The following is a 21470-nucleotide window of genomic DNA, read 5'->3' on the forward strand; positions in this document are numbered from 1 at the left end:
GCGCGCAGGATACGTGGTTTTTGTGCTGAATATTGAGCGGATGCTCATTATTTCCCACATCCTGGAGCCAGGCACAAAACCTGTGGGAGCGAGCCTGCTCGCGAAGAGGCCAGCCGATTCAGTATAGATGTTGCGTCTGTTGCCGCTTCGCGAGCAGGCTCGCTGCCACATTCGATTTGTATAAAACCCGCAATCTGCTTACGCCGCTCATTCCCCGCTTATGCAGTTTTAGGCCGGGCGCGGTTTACGACCCGACACAAAATGGCTCACATCGTTGAACCCCGGGGTCGAAGCATGTCCCGGTGTCACCAGCGAATCGATAAACGCTTCGTCTTCTGCGGTGATCTTCACCGCTTGCGCCAGCGTGTAGGCGTCCCACTGCTGTTCAGTGCGCGGGCCGACAATCGCCGAGGTCACCGCACTGTTGTTCAGCACCCAGGCAATCGCAAACTCGACCATGCCGACGCCGCGCTGCTCGGTGTATTGCTGAATCTGCTGAGCAATGCGCAGCGATTCCACACGCCATTCCGTTTCGAGGATGCGCTTGTCCTGACGCCCGGCGCGGCTGTTGGCGTCCGGCGTCACATCGGGTGCGTACTTGCCGCTGAGCACGCCGCGAGCCAAGGGGCTGTAAGGTACTACGCCAAGGCCGTAGGTTTGCGCGGCGGTGATCTGCTCGGTCTCGGCCTGGCGGTTGACGATGTTGTACAGCGGCTGGCTGATTACCGGGCGATCAACGCCGAGCTTGTCGGCGATGCGAATCACCTCGGCGATCCGCCAGCCGCGATAGTTCGACAGGCCCCAGTAGCGAATCTTGCCCTGGCGAATCAGATCGCCAATCGCCGAGACACTGACTTCCAGCGGCGTGTTGTGGTCTTCGCGGTGCAGGTAATAGATGTCGACATAATCAGTACCGAGCCGCGTGAGGCTGGCTTCGAGTCCGTTGAAAATGTGTTTGCGGCTCAGACCGCTGCGGTTCGGCACACCGTCTACCGGGCCGAAACCGACCTTGGTCGCGAGCACCCATTCGTGGCGATGGCGGGCGATCGCTTCACCGACGATTTCTTCGGAACGGCCATTGGTGTAAACGTCGGCGGTGTCGATGAAATTGATGCCTTGATCCCAGGCCTTGTCGATGATCCGCAGCGAGTCTCCGGCGCTGGTCTGCTCGCCGAACATCATCGAGCCGAGGGTGAGCGTGGAAACCTGCAAGCCCGAGTGGCCCAGTGTGCGATAGCTCATGCCGAAATCCTTTTTGTCGGTGGGTGGGGAATCAATCAAATACCAGAAGCGTTAGAGGCGGAAAAGTGAAACCGAATAAAAAAACGGCCCGAAAGGGCCGTTTTGGTCATGCGCGAAGTTCAGGCCCGCAACGTCCGCGTCATCCGCAACGCCAGCAGACTCCCTCCGACGATCACCGCCGCCAGCACATACAGCGCCGCATCCGTCGAGCCGGTGCTGTCCTTGACCCAGCCCACCAGATACGGGCTCAAGAACCCGGCCATCTGCCCCATCGAGTTGATCAGCGCCAGCCCACCAGCCGCCGCGCCCGCGCTCAGCATGGCGGTTGGCACTGGCCAGAACATTGGCAGGCCAGTCAGCGCGCCCATGGTAGCGATCGTCAGACCGAGAATCGCAATCGCCGGATTCGCTGCGAAATTCACTGCAATCACCAGACCGACAGCGCCCATCAGCATCGGCACCACCAAGTGCCAGCGGCGCTCCTTGCGCAAGTCCGCCGAGCGGCCGACGATCAGCATGAACACCGCTGCGAGCAGATACGGAATCGCACTCAGCCAGCCGATCACCAGGTTATCGCTGAAGCCGAGGTTCTTGATGATCGACGGCAGCCAGAAGTTGATCGCATACACGCCGCTCTGGATGCAGAAATAGATCAGGCCGAAGGCCCAGATCGCAGGGTTCTTGAACACCGCAAGCAGCGAGTCGGTGGCGGTTTTCGGTTTGTTGGCGAGGTCTTCGGCGTGGTCGGCTTCGAGCACCGCGCGTTCGTGGGCGGTCAGCCATTTGGCATTGGCGAAGCTGTCGCTCAACAGGAAATACGCCAGCGCACCGAGGATCACCGTCGGAATGCCTTGCAGCAGGAACATCCATTGCCAGCCAGCCAAGCCACCTTGGCCAGCAGCGAAGTGGTTAAGGATCCAGCCGGAAAAAGGGCTGCCGAGCAAACCGGAGACCGGGATTGCCGACATGAACAGCGCCATGATCCGCCCGCGACGAAAGGTCGGGAACCACTGCGAGAGATACAGCACGACGCCCGGGAAGAAACCGGCCTCAGCCGCACCGGTGAAAAAGCGCAGGGTGTAGAACTCGGTCGGGGTGGTGACGAACAACAGGCAGGTCGACAGTGTGCCCCAGGTGATCATCATCAAGGCAATCCAGCGCCGAGGACCGAAGCGGGTCAGTGCCAGGTTGCTCGGCACGCCGCACAGCACGTAGCCGATGAAGAAAATCCCGGCGCCGAGGCCATATACGGTTTCGCTGAATTTCAGTGCATCGAGCATCTGCAGTTTGGCGAAGCCAACGTTGACCCGGTCGAGGTAGTTGAACAGGTAGCAGATGAAAATGAAGGGAATCAAACGCAGGGTGATGCGTTTGTAGACGGCGTTTTTACCGTCATCGATGGTCTCTGTAGCTGCGGCGCTCTGCGACATAGCGGCTCTCTCTTTATTATGATTTTTTGCGATGCAAAGGGTAACGTTGATCGCCCTGAGAGTCTCGGCCACCTTTGGCCGGATTGTCTTTGTGCCTGAGCACAGGGTTTGCCGCCAGACCCTGTGCGGCTGAACAACCGCTTGTGCCTGAAATGAAGGATTGCCGCCGCTATGTTCGAACTCGATCACGACCTTGCCCAGGACATCGTCGACCGGGCCATGGCCATTTTGCCGTACAACGTTAACGTCATGGACAGTCAGGGCCTGATCCTGGGCAGCGGTGAACCGGAGCGCATCAACACCCGGCATGAAGGAGCGCAATTGGTGCTGGCCAACGGGCGCGTGGTGGAAATCGATGCGCAGACGGCGGTGCATCTCAAAGGCGTGCAGCCGGGGATCAATCTGCCACTGTTGCTCGATCAGCGCTTGATCGGCGTACTCGGCATCACCGGCGAGCCGGAGCAATTGCGCACCTACGCTGAACTGGTGCGCATGACCGCGGAAATGCTCGTCGGCCAGCGCAACCAGCAGGCCGAGCAACAGTGGCGACGGCAGCGTTGCGATGATCTGCTGGCGTTGCTGCTGAGCGAGGCGGGGGATTCGCCGCGTCTGATCGATGAGGCGCAGCAGCTAGGGCTCAAGCCGCAATTGACACGGGTGCCGTATCTGTTCGAGCTGGGGCTTGAGCACGGCCCGGGGCAAACCGTCGAGGCACTGAGTGCGTGGCTGACCTCGCGTTACCCCGACAGTTGGTGCATGAGTTCGGCGAAGTCATCGCTGTTGTGGTGTCGGCCGGCGAGCCAGAACGTCGAGCACGATCGCCTGCTGGAAAAGCTCGATGGCCTCGGCTGGAAGATCCTGCGCATCGCCGTCGGCGGGCAGGCGGATGGCCTCGCCGGGTTGCGTCGCTGTTATCGACGGGTCGGCGACTTGCTGGCGTATGGTCGTGACGTGCTGCCGAATTCGAGACTGCTGACGCTCAATCGTTATCGCTTGCCGGTCATGCTGTGGCGTCATCGCAACGACGATGCGCTGGACGAACTGCTCAAACCACTGCGCAAGGTCATCGCCAAGGACAGCAACGGTCAATTGCTGGCGACCCTGCGCAGTTGGTGCGAGCACGACGGGCAGAGCCAGGCCTGCGCCGAGGCGTTGGGCATTCATCGCAACAGCCTGCGCTATCGCATGGAACGGATTGCCGAGTTGAGCGGGGTTGATCCGTTGAAGCTGGACGGGATGCTGGCGTTGTATCTGGGGGTGCAGCTGTTGCCGCAGACTGATCCGAATTGATCGGTGTATTTCGGGGCCCCTTCGCGAGCAGGCTCGCTCCCACAGTGGCATGCATTTCAAATGTGGGAGCGAGCCTGCTCGCGAAGGGGCCGGATCATCCAATGCAAGTCTTTTGTGGAAATGAACAATAAACGCCGACGCCACTTGTGCAGCCGACCGGCGTCATCGCCCGCGACCGCTGGCAGCATGAACGCCATTGCAACCGGAGAATTCCCATGAAGATCGTCATCGCCCCTGATTCGTTCAAGGACAGCCTGAGTGCCCAAGGCGTTGCCGAAGCCATCGCCCTCGGACTTGCCCAGGTCTGGCCGCAGGCGACGCTGATCAAATGCCCGATGGCCGATGGCGGCGAAGGCACGGTCGAGTCGATTCTCGCGGCCTGCGAAGGTGAACTGCGCCGCACCCGCGTGCGCGGTCCGTTGGGCGCGCCGGTCGATGCTGCCTGGGGCTGGCTGCCGCACAACCACACCGCGATCATCGAAATGGCCGAGGCCAGCGGTCTGCAATTGGTCCCACCGGGGCAGCGCGATGCGTGCATCAGCAGCACCTTTGGTACCGGTGAGTTGATTCGTGCAGCGCTGGACGCCGGCGCGCAACGGGTGATTCTGGCGATTGGCGGCAGCGCGACCAATGACGGCGGTGCCGGGGCGATGCAGGCGTTGGGCGTGAAGTTGCTGGACGCGCACAATCAATCGTTGGTGCCCGGTGGGCTAGCCTTGGCGAATTTGGCGCGATTGGATTTGAGTGAACTTGATCCGCGTCTGGCCGATGTGCGTTTCGACATCGCCGCCGACGTCAACAATCCGCTCTGCGGTCCCCATGGTGCCTCGGCCATTTTCGGCCCGCAGAAGGGCGCGTCGCCTGCGCAGGTTGAGCAACTCGATCAGGCCTTGGGGCACTTCGCCGAACTCTGCGCGCAGGCGTTGGGCAAGGACGTGCGCGATGAGCCGGGCAGCGGCGCGGCGGGTGGACTCGGATTCGCGGCAAAGGCGTATCTCGGCGCACGGTTTCAGGCGGGCGTCGAGGTAGTGGCGGAACTGGTCGGGCTCGCTGAGGCGGTCGAAGGCGCGGATCTGGTAATTACCGGCGAAGGCCGTTTCGATGCGCAAACCTTGCGCGGCAAAACACCGTTCGGTGTCGCGCGGATTGCCAAACAGCATGCCGTGCCGGTGATTGTGATTGCGGGCACCCTGGGCGAGGGCTATCAGGAACTCTATCAATACGGTATCGACGCCGCATTCGCCCTGACCAGCGGGCCGATGAGCCTCGAACAGGCCTGCGCGCAAGCACCTCGGCTTCTGCGTGAACGTGCCAACGATATTGCCCGAGCCTGGCAACTCGCCGCCAAACGCTGATCGGCTTGCCTATGCAGGAGCTGTCGAGTGCAACGAGGCTGCGATCTTTTGATCCTGCTTTTAAAAGTCAAAAGATCGCAGCCTCGTTGCACTCGACAGCTCCTACCAAAGCCAGCGGAGCTGGGTAGATTGTTGTAACGTCCCGAAAAATATTTACCGCAGACCCGAAACCTTCCTCAAGCCTGGCCGATACAACGGTCAGGCGCACACATAACCACAACTCAGTGCCGCCGGACTGTCGCCCGCTATGGGCCAGTGCTCACGGCATGGACGCTCGTAGTTTCTTTCTTTCGAGAGTCCGACCATGTCCCTGCGTAACCTGAATATCGCGCCCCGTGCTTTCCTCGGTTTTGCCTTCATCGCCTTGCTGGTGATTGTCCTTGGCGTGTTTGCCGTCAGCCGCATGACGGTCATTCGTCAGGCGTCGGTCGACATGGACACCAACCAGTTGCCGAGCGTGACCCACCTCAGTGTGGTCACGGAAAACGTCCTGCGCATGCGCATTCTCTCGTTCCGTGTGCTGGTCAATCGCGAGCCGGCCAGCCTGCAAGAGGCAGAAACCCGCATCGCGGTGCTGGTCGACAAGGTGCGCAAAGCTCAGGCCAGCTACGCTGCGTTGCCGGCAGGTCCTGAAGAGCACGCCGTTTTCCAGACGTTTTCGACGACGCTCGATAATTACCTGCAAGCGCAGAACCAGATGCTCGAGCTCTCGCGCCAAGGCAATCTCGAGGCGCTGCGTGCGTTGATCAACACGCGCATCAAGGAAGGCACCGATCAGATGGGCGAGCAGCTCAACAAGCTGATCGGCATGAATACGGCCGGGGCCAGAGCGGCGGCCACTAAGGCCGGTGAAAACTATGACAGCGCCATCACCGGGATCATCATCGTCGCCGTGATTGCAGCGCTGGCCACCGTGTTGCTCGCCTGGTTGCTGACCCGCAGCATCGTCACACCACTCAACCGCGCCGTGCTTGCCGCGCAGACAATTGCCGGCGGTGACCTCAGTAAAGCCATTGAAGTTGACGGCAAGGACGAGCCGGCGCGCCTGCTCGAAGCTTTGGCGGCGATGCAGACCAACCTGCGCAAAACCATCGAGCAGATCGCCGGTTCCGCCACGCAACTGGGCGCCGCTGCCGAAGAACTCAGCGCGGTCACCGAAGAAGCGTCGCGTGGCCTGCAACAGCAGAACAACGAAATCGAACAGGCCGCCACCGCTGTCAACGAGATGACCGCCGCGGTGGAAGAAGTGGCGCGCAACGCCGTTTCGACTTCCGAGGCCTCCAATCAGTCGACCCACGCCGCCCGCGAAGGTCGCGATCAAGTGGTGAAAACCGTCGACGCGATCCAGACCATGACTCACGACGTGCAGAACACCGCGCAGATGATCGAAGGCCTCGCCGCGCAAGGTCGTGACATCGGCAAGGTGCTGGACGTGATTCGGGCCATCGCCGAGCAGACCAACCTCTTGGCACTCAACGCTGCGATTGAAGCGGCGCGTGCCGGGGAGGCTGGCCGTGGTTTTGCCGTGGTAGCTGACGAAGTGCGCGCCTTGGCCCATCGCACCGCACAGTCGACTCAGGAAATCGAAAAAATGGTCGCCGGCATCCAGAACGGCACCGGTGAAGCGGTTTCGTCGATGCAGCAAAGCAATCAGCGCACTCAGTCCACGCTGGAAATGGCCCGCGCGGCCGGTGTGGCGCTGGAGCAGATTACGCAATCGATTCACCAGATCAACGAGCGCAACCTGGTTATCGCCAGCGCTTCGGAAGAGCAGGCGCAAGTCTCCCGAGAAGTCGATCGCAACCTGGTCAATATTCGCGACCTCGCCACGCAATCGGCCGCTGGCGCCAACCAGACCAGCGCCGCGACCCATGAACTGTCGCGCCTGGCAGTGGATTTGAACGCCATGGTGGCGCGTTTCGTGATTTGAGATACGGTGAAGGCTGGAAACCGCGCTAACAGGAGACGTACATGCGCTATTCAGCCTTGACCCAACGAATCGCCGGGGAGGGTGCCGCTGCCTGGCAGATTCACGACCGAGCGCTGGAACTGCGCGCCGAGGGCGTTGATGTTTTGTTGTTAAGCGTCGGCGATCCGGATTTCGATACGCCGTTGCCGATCGTCCATGGCGCGATCGACAGCCTGCTGGCCGGCGATACCCATTACGCCGACGTGCGTGGTCGGTTCGAGCTGCGCAGGCTGATTGCCGAGCGTCATCGCCAGCGCAGTGGTCAACGGGTCGATCCGGATCAGGTGATTGTCCTGCCCGGCGCGCAATGCGCGGTGTACTCAGTGGCGCAGTGTCTGCTCGATCCGGGTGACGAAGTGATCGTCGCCGAGCCGATGTATGTTACTTACGAAGGTGTGTTTGGCGCGTGTGGTGCTACGGTGATCGCGGTGCCGGTGCGCCCGGAAAACGGTTTTCGTGTCGACCCGGCCGATGTCGCCGCGCGCATCACTCCGCGAACTCGCGCCATGCTGCTTAACAGCCCGAACAACCCCAGCGGCGCGAGTTTGTCCTTGCTGATCTGGCAGGAACTGGCGGCGCTGTGCATTCGCCATGACCTGTGGCTGATCAGCGACGAGGTGTACAGCGAGCTTTTATATGAAGGCGAGCACATCAGCCCGGCGAGTCTGCCGGGCATGGCCGAGCGCACCGCGACGATCAACAGTCTGTCTAAATCCCATGCGATGACCGGCTGGCGCATCGGCTGGATGATCGGCCCGAAACCTTTGGCTGAACATCTGGTGAACCTGTCACTGAGTATGCTTTTCGGTCTGCCGGATTTCGTCCAAAAGGCCGCGCAAGTGGCGCTGCAAAGTGATTTGCCGGAGGTCACGCAGATGCGCGAGGAATACCGATTGCGACGGGATCTGGTGTGCGAGCGGTTGCAGGGTTGCGTCGGTTTGCAGCCAATTCGCCCGGATGGCGGCATGTTCGTGATGGTTGATGTGCGCCAGACTGGGCTCGGCGCTCAGGCGTTCGCCGACCGCCTGCTGGAAGGTTATGGCGTGTCGGTACTGGCCGGCGAAGCGTTCGGGCCGAGCGCGGCGGGGCACATTCGCATTGGGCTGGTGGTGGATCGGGTCAAACTGGCGGATGCCTGCGCGAGGATTGCGTTGTGTGCGGTGCAGCTGTTGCAGGCGCGCAGTGCCTGATGTTTTTGTGTTGCCTTCACTGGCCCCTTCGCGAGCAAGCCCGCTCCCACATTTGAAATGCATTCTCCTGTGGAAGCAGGCTTGGCCCACATTTGAAATGCTTTCTCCTGTGGAAACAGGCTTGCTCCCACATTTGAAATGCATTCCTACTGTGGGAGCGGGCTTGCTCGCGAAGGCGGTTTGACAGGCGCCTGAGATCTCAACTTTGCAAGGCGGGGGCATTCACCAGATTCGCCGGCCGCTGCCCATTCAACGCCGCCAGCAGGTTCTCCACCGCACACCGCGCCATTGCTTCACGCGTCTCATGCGTCGCCGAGCCCATGTGCGGCGTCGCCACCACATTGCTCAACTGCAACAACGGCGAGTCATGGTTCAACGGCTCGCGCTCGAACACATCCAGCCCCGCCGCGCGAATACGCTTGTTGCGCAACGCCTCAATCATTGCCTTTTCATCAACCACCTTGCCGCGCGAGATATTGATGAAGATGCTCTCCGGGCGCATCAGCGCAAACTGTTCGGCGCCGATCAAGCGTTCGGTCTGCGCCGTCAGAGGCAAGGTCAGGCAAATGAAGTCGGCTTGCTGAAGCAACTCTTCGAGGCTGCGATATTGCGCGTCAAAGCGCTCCTCGACCGCCGGCTTGCGTGACTGGCTGTGGTAGATCACCGGCATGCCGAAACCGAAATGCCCGCGCTGGGCCAACGCCTCGCCGATGCGGCCCATGCCGATGATGCCCAGCGTCTTGCCATGCACATCGGTGCCGAAATGCGCCGGGCCGATATTACGGCTCCATTGCCCGCCACGGACCATGTTCGCCAGTTCGACCACACGCCGGGCAGTGGCGAGGATCAGGGCAAATCCGGTATCGGCAGTGGTTTCGGTGAGCACGTCCGGCGTGTTGGTCAGCAGAATATTGCGCCGGTTCAGATAATCGATGGCGTAGTTGTCGACCCCCACCGAAACGCTGGCAATCGCCTCCAGCTGCGGCGCCAGATCAAGCAGCGCCGCATCCAGTTTCAAGCTGGCGCCGAGCAAGCCGTGGGCGCGGGGCAGGGCATCGCGCAACTGCATGAGGCCATCGGCGTCGAGGCTTTCGATCAGCGTCACGTCAAACTGCTCTTGCAGACGCGCCATCAGCGCGGGCGAAAGTTTCTTGTACAGCACGACCTGTTTTTTCATGGCAAAAGTCCTTTCAGGAATGCGCCGGCACACGCGGGGTGACAGCGGCTTTGGCGACGACGCGATCACTGGCGCCGGGCTTGAGGAAAATCGTCAGCACCACCGACAGCAGCAGCGCGCCGCTCATCAACAGATAGGAAGCACCGGGCGAACCGGTGGAGCTGTTCAGATAGCCGACCAGATACGAGCCGCCAAAAGAACCGAGCGCGCCCATGCTGTTGATCAGCGCCATGGCGCCGCCAGCGACGTTGGCCGGCAGGATTTCGGGGACGATGGCGAAGAACGGCCCGTACGGCGCGTACATGCAGGCGCCGGCAATCACCAGCAGCGTGTACGACCACCAGAAGTGTTCGGCGCCCAAGGCATACGAGCCGTAGAACGCGATGGAGGCGATCAGCAGCGGCGGCCAGACGAAGCGTTTGCGCTTCTGCAATTTGTCCGAACCCCACGACACCGCGAGCATGCCGATCACCGCCGCCAGATACGGCAGCGCCGACAGCCAGCCAGCCTCGATCATGTCCATTTGCGCGCCGGCCTTGAGGATCGACGGCAGCCACAGCACGAAACCGTAGACGCCGATGCTCCAGCAGAAAAACTGCAGCGCGAGAATAATCACCTTCGGCGAACGGAAGGCCTCGGCGTAGTTCTTCACCGCTTTGATCCCGACCTGCTCGGCGGCGAGGGCGCTTTCCAGATCGTGCTTTTCCTGCTCATTGAGCCACTTGGCCTGAGCCGGACGATCATCGGCCAGACGCCACCAGATAAACGCCCACAGTACCGCCGGCAGACCTTCAATGATGAACATCCAGCGCCAGCTGAAATGCTGTACCAGATAGCCCGAAACCACCGACATCCACAGCATGGTCACCGGGTTGCCGAGGATCAGAAAGGTGTTGGCCCGCGAGCGTTCGGCGCGGGTGAACCAATGGCACAGATACACCAGCATGGCCGGCATCACCGCCGCTTCGACCACGCCGAGCATGAAGCGAATGACGATCAGCCAATAGGCGTTGGATACCACGCCAGTCAGCGTGGCCAAGCCGCCCCAGAGGATCAGGCTGACGAAAATCAGCTTTTTCACGCTGTGCTTTTGCGCGTAGATCGCGCCCGGTACCTGGAAGAAAAAGTACCCAAGAAAGAACAGCGCACCGAGCAGCGAGGACAGGCCAGGCGTGATCATCAGGTCCTCGGCCATGCCCGACGCGGCGGCAAAACCGTAATTGGCGCGGTCGAGATAGGCCAGGCTGTAAGTGATGAATACGATCGGCATGATATACCACCAGCGGCGGGTGGCGAGGGTAGCGGTTTTCATCGGTGTGACTCCTGAGCTTGTTGTTTTTGTCGCAGCAGGTTCATTCATTTACGGTCATCAGGCGGGCCTCTTCGCGAGCAGGCTCTCTCCCACAGAGGATTGCATTCCAAATGTGGGAGCTAGCCTGCTCGCGAAGGCGGATTCAAATTCAACCGATAACTCTTGGCGGGTCGGCAACCCCTCCATATCCCCGCGACTCTGCACCGCGCGACTGCCAATCCAGTTCGCCCGCTGCACAGCCTCGGCAAAACTCTGATGCTCGAGCAGGGCGCTGATCATCCCGACGGCAAAGCCATCGCCGGCACCCACGGTATCGACCACGTTGCTCACCGGCACGCCAGCCACAAAACCCTGATCCAACTGCGTGCGGTAATAAGCGCCCTCAGGCCCGAGCTTGATCGCCACGGCCTCGGCGCCCTGATCCAGATAGAACGCAGCAATGTCGGCCGGGTCGTCGAAACCGGTGAGCAAGCGACCTTCACTCAACCCCGGCAGCACCCAGTGGGCAAGGGCGGCGAGGCGGTTGATCTGGCGGATCATCTCGCCCTCGCTGGCCCACAGGCTCGGGCGCAGATTCGGGTCGAACGACACGCTGCGCCCGGCGTTGCGCATCCGGGTCATCAGCTCGAAGGACATTTCCCGGCTGGAACCTGACAGCGCCGGCGGAATACCGGTGGCGTGTAAGTGACGGGCATTCAGCAGGTTGTCGCTGATGGACTGCGGCGACAAATGACTGGCCGCCGAACCACGACGGAAATACTCGACCTGCGGGTCGCTGCCATCGTCATTGCGTGATTTGAACTGGAAACCGGTCGGGTGATTTGTGTCGACTTCAACGTGGCTGCAATCCAGACCTTCCTTGATCAGCGTCTCGACCACGAAGCGTCCGAGCGAATCGTTACCGACCCGGCTCAGCCACGCGACGTTGAAACCCAAGCGCGACAAGCCGATCGCGACGTTGCTGTCGGCCCCGGCAATCCGTTTGTGAAATTGCTCGACCTTGGCCAGATCGCCGGTCTGCTCGGCGACGAGCATTGCCATGGTTTCACCGAAAGAAAGAATATCGATTTCAGACATGTGCTGGCTCCAGGCGCGATTGACCGAGGCGGGCGAGGGCGGCGACGTGTTCGCGGGTCAGTTGCACCAGATCATCGCCTTGCAGCGGGTACTCGGCGGCGCGCATAACGCCTTGGTCCATGTGCCGCAGCAGTTGTTCCCACAGATGCAGATCGCTGATGGCGGGTGGTACGGCGATCAGTTTGCCGTCGGCGCGGCGCGCAACGGCTTTGCAATGCACGTAACCGACATGACGACCAAGCGCGCGTGCGGCGCTGGCGGCGGACTGGTCCTGCCAATGCCAGTTGCCTATGTCGAAGGTCATCTTGATCGGCAAGTTGTGCTGTTCGACGGCGGCAAAGAAACGCTGGAACGGCTCGATACGTCCGCCGTGCAAGGTCTGGTCGTTCTCCACCAGCAGTTGCACGGGACTGTGTTCGAGTCGCTCGGCCAGTGCCTGCAAATCAGAGTTGTCGGTGAAATAGCCGAGCGACACCTTCAACCATTTCGAGCCAAAAACCTGGGCCTGTTGCAGCGCGGTGATCAATTCTGGATTTGGCTGCGCCTGACCGGCCAGCCACAATTCGGTGGGTGAGGAGTAAATACTTTGCAGACCCTGCGCCCTAGTAGCCTGAGCCAGTTGCGCCGGGTCTTCCCGGGTCAGCAATTCTTCGCGCCACTCGATGCGATTCGCCCCGGCTGCCGCGAGGATATCGATGAAAGAATCCTGCCCACGCTGGCGCACAAGCTCGGCACCGTAGCTGGACAGACTGATGGAAACGGCTGGTTTATTCATTGTTATTTGACCTCTGAAACCGGTTTCATTTTTGTTCAAAAAAATATCAGATGGTTCTGTGGTGTCCTTCCGGGCGTCTTCGCGAGCAGGCTCGCTCCCACATTTGGAATGCGCTCACCTGTGGGAGCTGGCTTGCCAGCGAAAGCGTCAGATCAGACACCGCCAACCTCTCGGGTCGACCCACGCTCAACCAGCATCGGCGCAAAATCCACCATCCGTGCCACTTCATCATCTCCGCGCAAGCGCTTGAGCAAACACTCGAACGCTCGTGCACCTATCTCTTGCGTCGGCTGCGCCAGCGCAGTAATCCCGCTGCCCACCAGCGGATACCAATCCAGATCGTCCAGGGCAATCAGCCCGACATCCTCGAACAAGCGCACACCGAGTGCGCGCAACGCGTGAGTCGCCGCCAGCGCCGCCACGCCATTGGCGCAAAACAGTGCTTTCGGACCGTCAACGTGGGTGTTTAAAAAAGTTTGAAGTTGCGCCTTCAGATCATCGCCGGTTTCCAGCACCGCCCCGGTCAGGGCCGAGCGTTGGGCAATCTGCGCTTGAAAACTGCTGACCCGTTCGATCCGCGAACTGGTGCCATCAAACGGTTCGGTTACCAGCAATAAATCCCGATATCCGCGCTGCTCAAGGTGCGCGAGCGCCATTTCAACTGCTTGCGAGTTGTTCAGTCCGACCATGTCGCTGTCCAGCCCGTCCACTTTGCGATCCACCAGCACCAGCGGCATCTCGCGGCGCAGCTCATGCAGTTCGTCCCGGTGATGGCCCAGCGTGTTCACGATCAGCCCTTCGATGTTGTACGAGCGCAACAGCGCCAGGTGCTGACGTTCCTGCTCGTCATCGCGGTCGGTGTTGCACACCACCAGGCTGTAGCCGTGCGCACGGCAGGCGGTTTCCACCCCGTGCATCACGGCAATCGAATAAGGGTTGCGGATATCGGCCACCAGCATGCCGATCAGCCGAGTGCGCCCGCGTTTCAGACCACGGGCCATTTGGTTGGGGCGGTAGCCGAGTTCATCAATCGCCTGCTCGATGCGCCGGGCAATGGCATCGGAGAGTAGGGCGCGGTCATCGCCGATGAAGCGCGAGACGCTGGCCTTGGATACACCGGCGCGTTCGGCAACATCAAGCATGGTCACGCGGCTGCGCTGGGCGGCGGAGAAGTCGTTCACGGTATGAAACCTTGTTATTGGATTTATAGGCCAAGGCAGAGCCTGAAACCGGTTTCAGGAAACACCAGAAACAATTCGGTCGTCAAGTAAATGATCAGAGGGTTGCCCTACGTTACCGACGGGCGGGTGATTGCCTACCCGAACAAACCGGCGGCAATATTGATCGAAAAGCCCAGAATCGCAGTGTTGAACACAAAACCGATCAGCGACTGCGCCAGTACGATTTTGCGGATGCCTCGCGTCGCTACGCCTACGTCCGATGTTTGAACTGCAACGCCAATCGTGAACGAGAAGTACAGGAAGTCCCAGTAATTGGGAGTGGTCAGCCCTTCAGCAAAACGCAGCGCCGGCTCTTTGCCGTCCCAGGTGTAAAACAATCTGGCGTAGTGCACACAGAAGATCACACCTATCAGCAGCCATGAGCCGGTCACTGTCAGCGCTGTGAACCCGTAGTGCATGAGTTTGCGTGAGGTTTCCAGGTCTTTGCTGCCGGCGAGTTCAAGGGTGATGGTGGCGAGACTGGCCAACGCGGCAATGCACACCACAAACAGCACCAGCCCGGCGTTCTCGTCTTCGACTTCAGCGATGCGTCGCACGTCCGGTGCCTTGGCGCGAATGGTCAGCCAGAACATCAGGATCAGGTATGTCCAGACACCGACGTTCCAGCCAATGAGGATTTTGCTGACGATGGAACCGGCCGGGACCAACAGGCCGGTGGCGAGGCCGAGCAGAGCGGCGGCGGAGAGGCGAGGGTGGGTGCGGGCGAGGAAGCGCATGGTGACTCACGTCGGTGAACTGTCAGTGCACCATAGCGCAGGCGATCCGGCTTTTGTAGGAGCTGCGGAAGGCTCGGGCCGCGATCGGACGATCTTTCGACTTTAGCTTTTCAAGATCAAAAGATCGCAGCCTCGTTGCACTCGACAGCTCCTACATTTGGATCAGTGGGGTTTGCTGAATCGTTGTACGAGTTTCATCACTACGACGAAGAAGACTGGCACGAAGATCACCGCCAGCGTTGCCGTAATCATCCCACCGATCACGCCAGTGCCGATCGCCTGTTGGCTGGCCGAACTGGCGCCGGTGGCGATGGCCAACGGCACCACACCGAGAATGAACGCCAGCGATGTCATCACGATCGGCCGCAGACGCAAACGCGCGGCCTGCAACGTAGCATCGATCAGATCGTGACCTTCGTCATACAAGCTCTTGGCGAACTCGATGATCAGGATCGCGTTCTTCGCCGACAGACCAATGATGGTGATCAGTCCGACCTTGAAGAACACGTCGTTGGGCATGCCGCGCAGTGTCACGGCGAGTACCGCGCCGAGCACACCAAGCGGGACAACGAGCAATACCGAAGTCGGGATCGACCAGCTTTCGTACAGCGCTGCCAGACACAGGAACACCACCAACAGCGACAAACCAAGCAGAATCGGCGCTTGATTGCCTGACAGGCGTTCCTGCAACGACAAACCGGTCCACTCTTGGCCCAGACCTTTCGGCCCCAGCGCAACCAGTCGTTCGATTTCCGCCATGGCCTCGCCGGTACTGTGCCCGGGTGACGGCTCGCCGGAAATCGCAATCGCCGGATAACCGTTGTAGCGGGTCAACTGCGCCGGCCCTTGAATCCAGTTGGCCTGAACGAATGCCGACAGCGGCACCATGTTTCCGGCGTTGTTGCGCACATGCATTTTCAGCAAGTCATCCACCTGACTGCGCTGATCACCTTCGGCTTGCACGACCACCCGCTGCATGCGCCCCTGATTGGGGAAGTCATTGATGTAGCTCGAACCCACCGCAGTGGACAGCACGTTGCCGATGTCGGCGAACGAAACGCCCAAGGCGTTCGCCTGTTTGCGGTCGACGATCAGCTGCACCTGCGGCGCTTCGGCTAGTGCGCTTTCACGGACGTTCATCAATATCGGGCTTTGCTCCGCTGCGGCGAGCAGTTCCGTACGCGCCTGCATCAACGTCGCATGGCCGAGGCCGCCGCGATCCTGCAAACGGAACTCGAAGCCGCTCGATGTGCCGAGACCGTCCACTGGCGGCGGCAGTACCGAGAACGCCATGGCGTCCTTGATCTGGCTCAGCGCCGCGTTGGCGCGGTCGGCGATCGAGCTGGCAGCATCGTCGCTGCCACGTTCCGACCAATCCTTGAGCGTCGAAAACGCCAGCGCTGCGTTCTGCCCGCTACCGGAGAAACTGAAACCCAGGATCACTACGCTGTCACTGATTCCCGGTTCACCGGCGTTGTGCGCCTCGAGCTGTTCGGCCACTTGCACAGTGCGGTTCTTGGTCGCGCCGGGTGGCAGCTGGATATCGGTGATGGTGTAACCCTGATCTTCCGTGGGCAGAAACGAGGAGGGCAGGCGCGCAAAACAGATTCCGAGTCCAATCAGCAGGACCACGTAGATCATGAGGTAGCGACCCGTACGCTTGAGCGCATAGCCGACCCAGCCCTGATAGCGATCGGTCAATTGCTCAAATCGGCGATTGAACCAACCGAAAAATCCGGACTTCTCGTGATGCTCGCCTTTGCCGACAGGCTTGAGCAATGTCGCGCACAAGGCCGGCGTCAACGTCAGGGCGAGGAATGCCGAGAATAGAATCGAGGTGGCCATGGACAGCGAGAACTGTTGGTAGATCACCCCGACCGAACCCTGCATGAATGCCATCGGAATAAACACTGCGACCAGCACCAGCGTAATGCCAATGATCGCTCCGGTGATCTGCGTCATCGCCTTGCGTGTGGCTTCCTTGGGCGATAAGCCTTCGGTGGCCATGATCCGCTCAACGTTCTCAACCACGACGATGGCGTCGTCCACAAGAATGCCGATCGCGAGCACCATGCCGAACATGGTCAGCACGTTGATCGAGAAGCCCAGCGCCAGCATGGTCGCGAACGTGCCCATCAGCGCCACCGGCACCACCAATGTCGGGATCAGCGTGTAGCGCACGTTTTGCAGGAACAGGAACATCACCGCAAACACCAGCAGCATCGCTTCGCCAAGGGTGTAGATCACTTTAGTGATCGAGACTTTGACGAAGGGCGAAGTGTCGTAAGGAATCTTGTACTCCACGCCGGCCGGGAAGTAGCGCGCCAGTTCATCCATCTTCGCCCGCACCAGTGTCGCGGTGTTCAGCGCGTTGGCGCCTGGAGAAAGCTGCACGCCAACGGCGGTGGAGGGCTTGCCGTTCAGGCGTGTGCCGAACTGATATTCCTGACTGCCGATCTCGACCCGCGCGACATCACCGATGCGCACCGTGGAGCCATCGCGATTGGCCTTGAGCACGATGTCGGCGAATTCCTGCGGCGTCGACAACTGGCCTTTGACCAGAATCGTCGCAGTGATTTCCTGCGTGGACGGCGACGGCAGATCACCGATGCTACCCGCTGAAACCTGAGCGTTCTGCGCAACGATGGCTTCGTTGACATCGGCCGGCGTCAGGTTGAACGCGATGAGCTTCTGCGGATCGATCCAGATGCGCATGGCCCGTTCGGCGCCGTACAACTGCGCCTTGCCGACACCATCCAGACGCTTGATCTCGTTCATCACGTTGCGCGCCAGGTAATCGCTGAGCGCCACGTCATCAAGTTTGCCGTCGCTGGAGGTCAGAGTGATCAACAACAGGAAACCGGAAGAAACCTTCTCCACTTGCAAACCCTGCTGATTCACAGCTTGCGGCAGGCGCGACTCGACCACCTTGAGGCGGTTTTGCACATCGACCTGCGCCAGTTCCGGGTTGGTGCCCGGCTGGAAAGTTGCCTTGATCGTCGCGCTGCCCAGGCTGCTTTGCGATTCGAAGTAGAGCAAGTGATCGGCGCCGTTGAGCTCTTCCTCGATCAGGCTGACCACGCTTTCATCGACGGTCTGCGCCGAGGCGCCGGGGTACACGGCGTAGATTTCGATCTGCGGCGGTGCGACGTCGGGGTATTGCGCGACCGGCAACTGCGGAATGGCCAGCGCACCCGCCAACAGTATGAACAGGGCGACCACCCAGGCGAACACCGGACGGTCGATAAAGAACTGCGGCATATAAGAGCGTCCTGCTTACTGACCAGTGGTCTGGGCAAGTGGAAGAGGGGTTTCGTCGATCTGCACCTTTTCCCCGGGACGGGCGTGTTGCAGGCCTTCGATTACGATGCGGTCGCCGGACTTGAGGCCGCCGGTGACGATCCAGCGATTGTTCTGCACTGCGCCCAGTTGCACTGGTTGCTCCGCAACGCGCATCTGCTCATCGACGGTCAGTACCTGGGCGATGCCGGCGCTGTCGCGTTGTACGGCGCGTTGCGGCACGGTGATGCCGTTCTGGATGGTCGCTTGCTCAAGACGTACGCGGATGAAGCTGCCAGGCAGCAGATCGAGATCCGGATTGGGAAATTCGCTGCGCAGGATGATCTGGCCAGTACCAGGATCGACAGTGATATCGCTGAACAGCAGCTTGCCGGGCAATGGATACACGCTACCGTCATCCTGAATCAGCGTGGCCTTCGCCTGATCCTGACCGACTTCCTGCAACTGCCCGGAACGGAACGCTCGGCGCAGTTCATTGAGCTCGCGAGTTGACTGGGTGAGGTCGGCATGAATCGGGTTGAGCTGCTGGATCAGCGCCAGTGGCGTGGTTTCGTTCTGCCCCACCAGCGCACCTTCGGTGACCAGCGCGCGGCCGATGCGGCCGGAGATTGGTGCGGTCACGGTGGCATAACCGAGGTTCAGTTTCGCCCGTTCCAGCGCTGCTTTGCTGGCGGCGACATCAGCGGCGGTCTGCCGGGCAGCGGCGCGAGCGTTGTCGTAGTCCTGACCGCTGATGGCCTGGTCCTCGATCAACTGCGCATAGCGTTGTTCTTGCAGTTTCGCCTGAAAAGCGTTGGCCTCGGCTTTGCGCAGCGCGGCTTCAGCACTGTCCAGATCAGCCTTGAACGGTGCAGGGTCGATGCGGAACAGCACGTCACCCTTTTTAACGTCGCTGCCTTCGCGATAGGTGCGCTGCAACACCACGCCCGCCACTCGCGCACGCACTTCGGCAATCCGTGGCGCGGCGATGCGCCCGCTCAGTTCGCTGCTGATCGACAATGGCTGGGTTTTGACGGTCTCGACGCGCACGGTGGCCGGCGGCGTCTGCTCTTCGGCGTTCGAGGATGAATCACAAGCGCTCAGCGTCAGCGCCAATGCGATCAGGCCGAGCCCGGCCAGCAGTTTTCCAGACATGTACAACCCCCAATATTGAAGGCCGCATCCTACGGCCAGACGGGGAGGTTAGCGGTGAAGCTTTGTAGCTGCTGTGTGAAATTGTGTAAGGGTTTTGCTCGGTGGTGCGCGAGGGCGTATATCCTGCAGGCCTTGAAATTTATTGCGACAGTTCGATCGCTTTCGCGAGCAGGCTCGCTCCCACAGGAGATCGCATTTCAGTGTGCGAGCGAATGAGCCCTGACTGTCGCCCCAGCATTTTCTGGAACACCCCATGCCCAACATCCTCCTGGTCGAAGACGACACCGCCCTCGCCGAACTGATTTCCAGCTACCTGGAGCGCAACGGTTATTCCGTCAGCGTCATCGGCCGTGGCGACCATGTGCGCGAACGGGCGCGGATCAGTCCGCCGGATCTGGTGATCCTCGACCTCATGCTGCCGGGCCTAGACGGCTTGCAGGTGTGTCGCTTGCTGCGTGCCGATTCGGCGACACTGCCGATCCTGATGCTGACCGCTCGCGATGACAGCCATGATCAAGTGCTGGGCCTGGAAATGGGCGCTGACGATTACGTCACCAAACCCTGCGAGCCCCGGGTGCTGCTGGCGCGGGTGCGCACGTTGTTGCGGCGCAGCAGCCTCGGTGAACCGCTGGCGGTCAATGACCGCATCGTCATGGGCAATCTGTGCATTGATCTGTCCGAGCGCACCGTGACCTGGCGTGATCAAGCGGTTGAACTGTCCAGCGGTGAATACAATCTTTTAGTGGTTCTGGCCCGGCACGCTGGCGAAGTGCTGAGTCGCGATCAGATTCTGCAGCGGCTGCGCGGTATCGAATTCAACGGTACCGATCGCTCGGTGGACGTGGCGATTTCCAAGCTGCGGCGCAAATTCGATGATCACGCTGGCGAGGCGCGCAAGATCAAGACTGTGTGGGGCAAGGGCTATCTGTTCAGCCGCTCCGAGTGGGAATGCTGAGCTGATGTTTCGCATCTTGTTTCGCCTGTATCTGGTGACCATCGTCTCCTATAGCGCGGCGATCTATCTGGTGCCGGATCTGGTGGTCATGGCTTTCCGGGATCGCTTTGTCACCTATAACCTGGACTTTTCCCGAGGTCTGCAGTCGCTGATCACCAAGCAATTTCATGCCGCGCCGCAAGAGCAGTGGCCGGCGATTGCGGCCTCGATGGACAAGGAATTCCAGCCGCTGCACATCGTCCTGACGCCAATCGACGACCCGGTGTTCACGCCCATCGAGCAGGAGCGTCTGCACCGTGGTGAAAACGTCGTGCGCATCGGCGATTGGGGCTGGCGCACCCTGGCGGTAACGCCGCTGAATGCGGACATGGCCGTGCGCATGGTCGTGCCGCCCGATCCGGTCGACGTCGATCTGTTGTACTGGAGCATCAACGTGCTGATCGGCGCCATGTTGCTAGGCTGCCTGCTGCTTTGGCTGCGCCCGCACTGGCGCGACCTGGAGCGCCTGAAAAGCACCGCCGAACGCTTCGGCAAGGGCCACTTGAGCGAGCGGACCAAAATTGCGCCGAGCTCGAACATTGGCAGTCTCGCCAACGTGTTCGACACCATGGCTGGCGATATCGAAAACCTGCTCAATCAACAGCGCGATCTGCTCAATGCCGTTTCCCACGAACTGCGTACGCCGCTGACACGTCTGGATTTCGGCTTGGCGCTGGCGTTGTCCGAAGACTTGCCAGCCGCCAGTCGCGAGCGTTTGCAGAGCCTGGTCGCGCATATCCGTGAGCTGGATGAGCTGGTACTGGAATTGCTCTCCTACAGCCGCTTGCAGAATCCAGCGCAATCACCCGAGCGCATCGAGGTGTCGCTGGATGAGTTCATCGACAGTATTCTCGGTAGTGTCGATGAGGAACTGGAATCGCCGGACATCGTGATTGACGTGCTCTTGCACGGTCAGCTCGAACGCTTCGCGCTGGATCCGCGTCTGACCGCCCGGGCTATCCAGAACCTGTTGCGCAACGCCATGCGCTATTGCGAAAAGCGTATTCAGATTGGCGTGCAGGTCATTGCCGGAGGGTGTGAGATATGGGTCGACGACGATGGCATCGGCATTCCTGACGACGAGCGTGAGCGGATTTTTGAACCGTTCTATCGGCTCGATCGCAGCCGTGATCGCGCGACGGGTGGATTCGGCCTCGGTTTGGCGATTAGCCGCCGCGCGCTGGAAGCGCAGGGCGGCACACTAACCGTTGAGAGTTCGCCGCTGGGTGGGGCGCGATTCAGGCTGTGGTTGCCGGCCACGGCCTGAA

General features: G+C 60.6%; 16 protein-coding genes. 6 read left to right on the top strand and 10 right to left on the bottom strand.

The genetic code is table 11. The features are described from left to right. Positions 1 to 228 precede the first annotated feature (228 nt). Positions 229 to 1242 carry an aldo/keto reductase gene (locus tag AC4IHP_RS05280; RefSeq protein ID WP_490831054.1) on the bottom strand — a complete coding sequence of 338 codons (1014 nt, stop codon included), beginning with the start codon at positions 1240 to 1242 and terminating at the stop codon, positions 229 to 231. Positions 1243 to 1361: 119 nt separating this feature from the next. Then, on the bottom strand, positions 1362 to 2672 hold the full coding sequence (locus AC4IHP_RS05285) for an MFS transporter (RefSeq protein WP_490831055.1): 1311 nt from the start codon (positions 2670 to 2672) through the stop codon (positions 1362 to 1364). 171 nt (positions 2673 to 2843) lie between these two features. Here AC4IHP_RS05285 and AC4IHP_RS05290 point away from each other — a divergent pair, with 171 nt between their 5' ends. The 4 genes from AC4IHP_RS05290 to AC4IHP_RS05305 all read left to right on the top strand — a co-directional run bounded on the left by AC4IHP_RS05290 (position 2844) and on the right by AC4IHP_RS05305 (position 8476). After that, entirely contained in the window at positions 2844 to 3962 is a 1119-nt protein-coding gene (locus tag AC4IHP_RS05290) for a sugar diacid recognition domain-containing protein (protein ID WP_490831056.1), read from the top strand. 215 nt (positions 3963 to 4177) lie between these two features. Beyond that, complete coding sequence (locus AC4IHP_RS05295; RefSeq protein ID WP_490831057.1) at positions 4178 to 5317, top strand: glycerate kinase; 1140 nt, start codon at positions 4178 to 4180, stop codon at positions 5315 to 5317. 304 nt (positions 5318 to 5621) lie between these two features. Beyond that, positions 5622 to 7247 carry a methyl-accepting chemotaxis protein gene (locus AC4IHP_RS05300; protein ID WP_490831058.1) on the top strand — a complete coding sequence of 542 codons (1626 nt, stop codon included), beginning with the start codon at positions 5622 to 5624 and terminating at the stop codon, positions 7245 to 7247. Between the two features lie 41 nt (positions 7248 to 7288). After that, complete coding sequence (locus AC4IHP_RS05305) at positions 7289 to 8476, top strand: pyridoxal phosphate-dependent aminotransferase (RefSeq protein WP_490831059.1); 1188 nt, start codon at positions 7289 to 7291, stop codon at positions 8474 to 8476. A 199-nt stretch (positions 8477 to 8675) separates the two neighbouring features. Here the strand turns inward: AC4IHP_RS05305 and AC4IHP_RS05310 are convergent, their stop codons facing one another. From AC4IHP_RS05310 to AC4IHP_RS05345, 8 genes are all read right to left on the bottom strand, one after another. Next, a complete protein-coding gene (locus tag AC4IHP_RS05310; protein WP_490831060.1) occupies positions 8676 to 9653 on the bottom strand; it encodes a 2-hydroxyacid dehydrogenase in 978 nt (325 codons plus the stop codon). Between the two features lie 13 nt (positions 9654 to 9666). Then, a complete protein-coding gene (locus AC4IHP_RS05315; protein WP_490831061.1) occupies positions 9667 to 10965 on the bottom strand; it encodes an MFS transporter in 1299 nt (432 codons plus the stop codon). A gap of 57 nt (positions 10966 to 11022) precedes the next feature. Then, a complete protein-coding gene (locus tag AC4IHP_RS05320) occupies positions 11023 to 12042 on the bottom strand; it encodes a sugar kinase (RefSeq protein WP_490831062.1) in 1020 nt (339 codons plus the stop codon). Next, positions 12035 to 12817, bottom strand: a complete 783-nt coding sequence (locus AC4IHP_RS05325; RefSeq protein WP_490831063.1) for a sugar phosphate isomerase/epimerase family protein — start codon at positions 12815 to 12817, stop codon at positions 12035 to 12037. The genes AC4IHP_RS05320 and AC4IHP_RS05325 overlap by 8 nt, the downstream gene beginning before the upstream one ends. 152 nt (positions 12818 to 12969) lie before the next feature. Then, complete coding sequence (locus tag AC4IHP_RS05330) at positions 12970 to 13998, bottom strand: LacI family DNA-binding transcriptional regulator (protein WP_460119479.1); 1029 nt, start codon at positions 13996 to 13998, stop codon at positions 12970 to 12972. 134 nt (positions 13999 to 14132) lie between these two features. Then, positions 14133 to 14774: a DUF1345 domain-containing protein gene (locus AC4IHP_RS05335; protein WP_490831064.1), complete on the bottom strand. Its 642-nt coding sequence runs from the start codon at positions 14772 to 14774 to the stop codon at positions 14133 to 14135. 162 nt (positions 14775 to 14936) lie between these two features. Continuing rightward, positions 14937 to 18035: a multidrug efflux RND transporter permease subunit gene (locus tag AC4IHP_RS05340; protein WP_490831065.1), complete on the bottom strand. Its 3099-nt coding sequence runs from the start codon at positions 18033 to 18035 to the stop codon at positions 14937 to 14939. A gap of 15 nt (positions 18036 to 18050) precedes the next feature. Next, the gene (locus tag AC4IHP_RS05345) at positions 18051 to 19208 is read right to left on the bottom strand and encodes an efflux RND transporter periplasmic adaptor subunit (protein WP_490831066.1); all 1158 of its coding nucleotides are present in this window, start codon (positions 19206 to 19208) and stop codon (positions 18051 to 18053) included. A gap of 253 nt (positions 19209 to 19461) precedes the next feature. On the opposite strand from AC4IHP_RS05345, the gene AC4IHP_RS05350 reads away from it, so the two are divergent. Both AC4IHP_RS05350 and AC4IHP_RS05355 read left to right on the top strand, forming a co-directional pair. After that, complete coding sequence (locus AC4IHP_RS05350; RefSeq protein ID WP_016774890.1) at positions 19462 to 20163, top strand: response regulator; 702 nt, start codon at positions 19462 to 19464, stop codon at positions 20161 to 20163. A 4-nt stretch (positions 20164 to 20167) separates the two neighbouring features. Continuing rightward, positions 20168 to 21469 (top strand): ATP-binding protein, encoded by a 1302-nt coding sequence (locus AC4IHP_RS05355; RefSeq protein WP_490831067.1) that lies wholly within the window; start codon positions 20168 to 20170, stop codon positions 21467 to 21469. The last annotated feature ends 1 nt before the right edge of the window (position 21470 follow it).

This window comes from Pseudomonas sp. UF-293 (genome assembly GCF_058245595.1).